The organism is Streptomyces sp. NPDC041796 (assembly GCF_055590785.1).
Map to the genome: position 1 here is coordinate 1 of NZ_JBVJAH010000072.1, position 4,882 is coordinate 4,882.

Here is a 4,882-nt window from a genome sequence, read left to right on the forward strand (position 1 = left end):
CCGCCGGACCAGATACTCCACCCGCCGCATCAGCACCATCATCCAAGCCGTCCACACACTGCTGACCCGCAGCTATTCAGCATGAAAGAGGCACATTGACGAGACGAATCAGCCCTGATGGCTGTTCAGAAGCATCAGCGAGGGCGTGAGGGCCTCGAAGGAACGTCCTGCAGTGGCGTGACCAGGAAGGTTTTTCCACCCCTCACCAGCCGCGCGCCAGCGGGTGTATTGCTCGCTCAGGTAGTAGCGGCCAGCTTGGGAGCGGTGTTCAGCAAGGGCGTGGATCTTGTCGTCGAGGTACTCGGTAATGTCGATCAATATGGTTGGGGTGACTTGTTGGTGCGGCGCGTGCGGATGGCCATGGAGGATCGTTGTGCACGAGGGCACGCGCGTTGCGGCGTTCAGCGCGGCACGAGCGATGGCGTGATGGTCTTGGTGATCGTTTCCGCTGTGGGGGGCGTGTGTGAGTAGCACTGTGCATCTGTGCCGGGTCAGTGCATCTTCGATGGCTGACACTAGCTTGATCGTGGGGGTCAGTGCGCCATCTGCCATTCCCATGAACTCCAGAGCGATCCCAGTGTCATGGAATGCCCTGGCGCTTTCTGCTGGCCTCTCGTTGGGGTTCAGACATATACCGGCGCAGCTATCGCGGCGAGTCACGCCATTTGTTCCATGGGTGGCAGCGACGACAGTTACGGCGGCTCCCGCATCCCGCCAACAGCGCAGCGATCCGTAAAACATGATCTCGGCATCGTCTGGATGTGCGACAACGGCGACCACACGTGCGTGGCTGGATAGCTCAACGGACACGAACGTGCCTCCTAGTTAAGTCGGATTTGGGTGGGAGGGGGAGAAGCTGGTTGTGCAGCTACGGTTCGCTGGCCGATTAGTAGGCGCAGGCGATGTCGTTTAGGCTGCAAACTGGTGACGGTGGTCGCAGTGGAGGTGTGCCAGCTGCTGGTGCGTTTTGGTGCCGAACTGGCCAAACTCGGTGTTGTGAAAAATTGCGTGGTGCGGTGGCTTCATGTGCTTTCCGTCAGGCCGGAGACGCCGGTAGGGCTAGTATCCAAGTTTTGTGATAGGGGGTTGGGCGTCGAATATGGGTGGTCAACTTTGACGCAGTAGGGCAGTAGGGTGTGGGCAGCAGTGGGTGCCTGTGCCGCATGGGATTGGCTGTTGCCTTGCTGCTGGCCTAGCAGTTCGCCTGTTTGGTGCAGAACCCTGCGCTGTCGTCCTAAGCTGGCACCATCCAGGAGATGCCGAGACAGCCCGGTTCGGCATCGCTTGGTGAACGCCGAGTGGCGTAAATGGCGGCATCGGAGGATTTGGTGGTTTCCGGGGAAAGGCGTCGGCCACACGAGCTTTGCTCCGTGTGGCCGACCACGGCACCGGTGAATCCGACGATCAGTCAAGGAGCGTCGATGGTAGAGCCGCCGGTACTGAGCTCATGGTCTGCGCGTGGCATGTCAGGCAGCAGGGGACGGTAGAGCTGCTTGAGGTAGCCTTCGGGAAGTTGGCTTCGCTCCCATGGGGGCAGGCCCATTGGTGCGGCCTTGCTGACGCCGGGTGAATTGTACGTGTGGAACACTCGATCCCATATGAGTGTTACATCTCCAAAGTTTGAGTTTGCATATCGTAGTTCTTGAAGGTGGTGCCAGCGATGTACTTCTGGCGTGTTGAGAAATGCATTGAGAATTCTGCCTGATTTGATGTCGATGTTGGCGTGCGGGAAGAGTGCATGTGTGTTTGAGATAACCAGGACGATTGCGGTCACATGGGCGGGCATGCCAAGCATGGTGAATGGTATGAGCCGAGCCGTCATGTGGATGACCTCGTTCAACCACTGAATCCTCCAGCTCATCAGCCAATCGAGGCCTTCTGGACTGTGGTGGACTCTGTGGGAACGCCACAGGAAGTTGTTGTAGTGGCTAATGCGATGCGCCCAGTAATAGGCGAGCTCCACAATGAGTACGGCGACTGGGGCTTGCACGTACGTTGGCAATTCTGCAGGCCAGAGCGCAGCGTCCCCAAACATCCAGTTTCGAACAGAGTGCAGGATGGGCGGGGCCCAAGTCACCAGTGTCAGCATTATGAATGGCGCAGTGATGAGATAGAGTAGGTCGGTTCGGCGATTACGCCACCGTCGCTCGGCTGGCACAGGTACCCATGGAATGTACCGCTCGGCTAGCAGTGCGCTTGCCGTGACGAGGGCATAAACGCCGTAGACAGCGATTGTGGCTTCCTGTACGACGGCGATCACGCCGACCGCTGGGAAACCGATTGCGAAAATGTACGGCAGGATGTGCCGAGCAAGCTCACGTCCGGGAGTGTCCACTTCTGCATCGGATTTCATTGTCTCACTCCTCAGTATTTGTTTTCGCGTAGAAGTATGGGTGAGATTGGTGTCGGTTCAATAAGGTTGCCTTGTTCCTGAGGTATCTGAAGCGATGACTGAGTCCGCGGTGAGAAGTGTTCCCTCTTTATTTGCTCGCCTCGCGGGTGTGGCACCTTGAGATCCGAATACCCAGTGCCGGAGAAGGGTAAAACGAATTACCGTTGCCGCCAGGCTGGCTAGCGCCAAGACTCCTACCTCAATCCATATGGGCACAGAAGGGGCAATCCTGGCCAGTGCTATGAGCGCGGCACTCGTGAGCGCAAAGGCGATGCCAAGTATGGCTATTCCTTGTGCGTGATGCCGGATTCGATGCTCATCCCGAGCGATGTTGAAGGTGAATCTGCGGTTGGCCGCAGTGTTTCCGACGCTTGCGGCCAACAAGGCCAGAAGGTTCGCGCTGAAGGAACCAAATGCCCCCCGCAAGAGAACGTAAATCAGAAGGTGGGCGACGGTGCTTGCAGCTCCCACAATGCCAAATCTAAGTAGCTGTGCTGTCAGTTTTGCCCTCTGTTCTGTGGGTGGCGCACTAGCCAATGGTGGCCGATGAGCACGTAGCTGCTTGGAAACCTTTATTTTTCCTGTGTGGAGCCCGTAGAGCAGCCGTGCAATGCCTCTCATGTCAGCGCCCGCTGCCTCAGCTATATCTACTCGACTATCTGGATGGTCGATCCAGTCAACGGGAATCTCATGGATCCGTAGTCCCGCCTTCTGGGCAAGAAGGAGGAATTCTGCGTCGAAGAACCAGCCATCGTCTACAACTGCGGGCAGCAGGTCGTTTGCGACATCTCGGCGCATGGCTTTGAAGCCGCATTGCGCATCGGTGGATCTCATGGATAGAGTTCCGTGCAGCAATAGGTTGTAGGCTCTTGAGATGATTTCTCGCTTCATTCCTCGAATAACCCGAGAGCCGTTAGCAAGGCGCGATCCGATCGCAATATCTGAGTGCCCGGACAGCAATGGTGCGACCAGAGGCAGTAGTGCAGCCAAATCGGTTGAAAGGTCAATGTCCATGTAGGTAACTACTGGGGCCGTAGAAGTAGACCATGCCGCGCGCACGGCGCCGCCTTTCCCCCTTCGGTGTAGGTGCATGGCGCGTACGTGCGGAAGTCGGGCGCAAAGCGTCTCGGCGACCTGAGCCGTTCCGTCGACGCTTCCATTATTCACTATGATGATCTGGAAGGTGAAGGGGAATTCACTGGCCAAGTAGCGATGCAATCGGGTGGTGTTGGCTTCCAGGATTTTTTCTTCGTTGTACACGGGCAGGACAATGTCAACTGCAGGGCTTGTGGCAAAATCTATGCCGACGGGAATTCCGGCAATCCTGGCATTGTTTATCACGAGAGATCACTCGCTATCTACCGCAAGGCTGAAATGGTGAACGCGTAGGGCGGCAATGTCCATGCTCGTATGTATGAGCGGTTGCAATGCATACGGGCCGCGGAGGGAAAGGAAACCGTAGAAGTGGTGATTAACGGCTCTGTGTGGCCCTTATTGAAGCACGCCCGGAAGGCTGTGAAATCGTGTTTGAGGCGCTGACGCGTTAAGAAGGGTTGAATGTTAACCGGTGGCGTGAGTCTTCGCCGACGGGCTCGAGGTCCCCTGAGCAGGAGCGGACACCCAACGCATCGCGCCAGGACAGCAAGGAAGCAGTGGTCGAAGGGGGGTGGCCGAGCCCAGGCACACTCGGTAGAACCTGACGGGCCCTATTGGCTAACGAACTGGTGCACGGTAGGCGGTGAGGTGTCGGGGCCTCGATCGTCGATCATGGCTACGTCGCTGAACTCGTTCCTGGCTGGCTCGTTTGGGTCGAACGGCGGCGCCTCGAAAGGCTGGCGTCACAGCCGCGGATGCGCTGGCTGTGAGCACGACCCGACCGGCTGGAGTTCGGCCACTGGCCACGTGCCATGCTCGTGTGTGCCGTCGCGGGACCACGCACGGTGCTATGGCGACTGGTCCTGCGTCGCCCGCGCCACCATGACACCACCGGTGAAGTGCGGCCGCTGCTTGACGGGGTACACAATGGGCGCCTGGAGACCCTGGCCGAGGCGTCTCGGCGCTGACAGGAGCATGGGCACTGGTCCATGGCACCGAGAGCCGGGATCGCCGCCCGACCTACGGGGCCAGGACGGGGAGGCGTTCATCTCTGGTAAAGAGCAAGGGGAATCCGGTCATGGCCATGGTGCTCAGGGGGTGCCTCTATGTCCTTCGCGTCAAGGACATAGTGCCTGGTTGTGTGGTCTGGATGGTCATGCGGCGAAGATGACGGTGGGAGTTCTGGACTCGTAGGAGGTGCCCTCCCGGAGCATGGCGGACAGGACGCCGGTGCGTTGGCGGGCGAGGCGGGGGAGTGCCTGGCTGTGAGCGTTGGCAGTCGTAGTAGGTCCTGGACGCGGTGGGCTTGATCCGCTTTGACGGACATCTGAGATCAGGGGCTTCAGCCCCGGAAGGATGATGTTCATCATGGAGAGCATGGGGAAGAAGAGGCCG

3 protein-coding genes are annotated in these 4,882 nt (G+C 58.6%); all 3 read right to left on the reverse strand.

Going from position 1 to position 4,882, the window contains the following annotated elements; genetic code table 11:
• Window positions 1–108: 108 nt before the first annotated feature.
• The 3 genes from ACZ6C1_RS38595 to ACZ6C1_RS38605 all read right to left on the reverse strand — a co-directional run bounded on the left by ACZ6C1_RS38595 (window position 109) and on the right by ACZ6C1_RS38605 (window position 3,652).
• Window positions 109–810: a PIG-L deacetylase family protein gene (locus ACZ6C1_RS38595; protein ID WP_469247698.1), complete on the reverse strand. Its 702-nt coding sequence runs from the start codon at window positions 808–810 to the stop codon at window positions 109–111.
• Between the two features lie 598 nt (window positions 811–1,408).
• Complete coding sequence (locus ACZ6C1_RS38600) at window positions 1,409–2,353, reverse strand: sterol desaturase family protein (protein ID WP_469247699.1); 945 nt, start codon at window positions 2,351–2,353, stop codon at window positions 1,409–1,411.
• A 57-nt stretch (window positions 2,354–2,410) separates the two neighbouring features.
• Entirely contained in the window at window positions 2,411–3,652 is a 1,242-nt protein-coding gene (locus ACZ6C1_RS38605; protein ID WP_469247700.1) for a bifunctional glycosyltransferase family 2/GtrA family protein, read from the reverse strand.
• Between the last annotated feature and the right edge of the window lie 1,230 nt (window positions 3,653–4,882).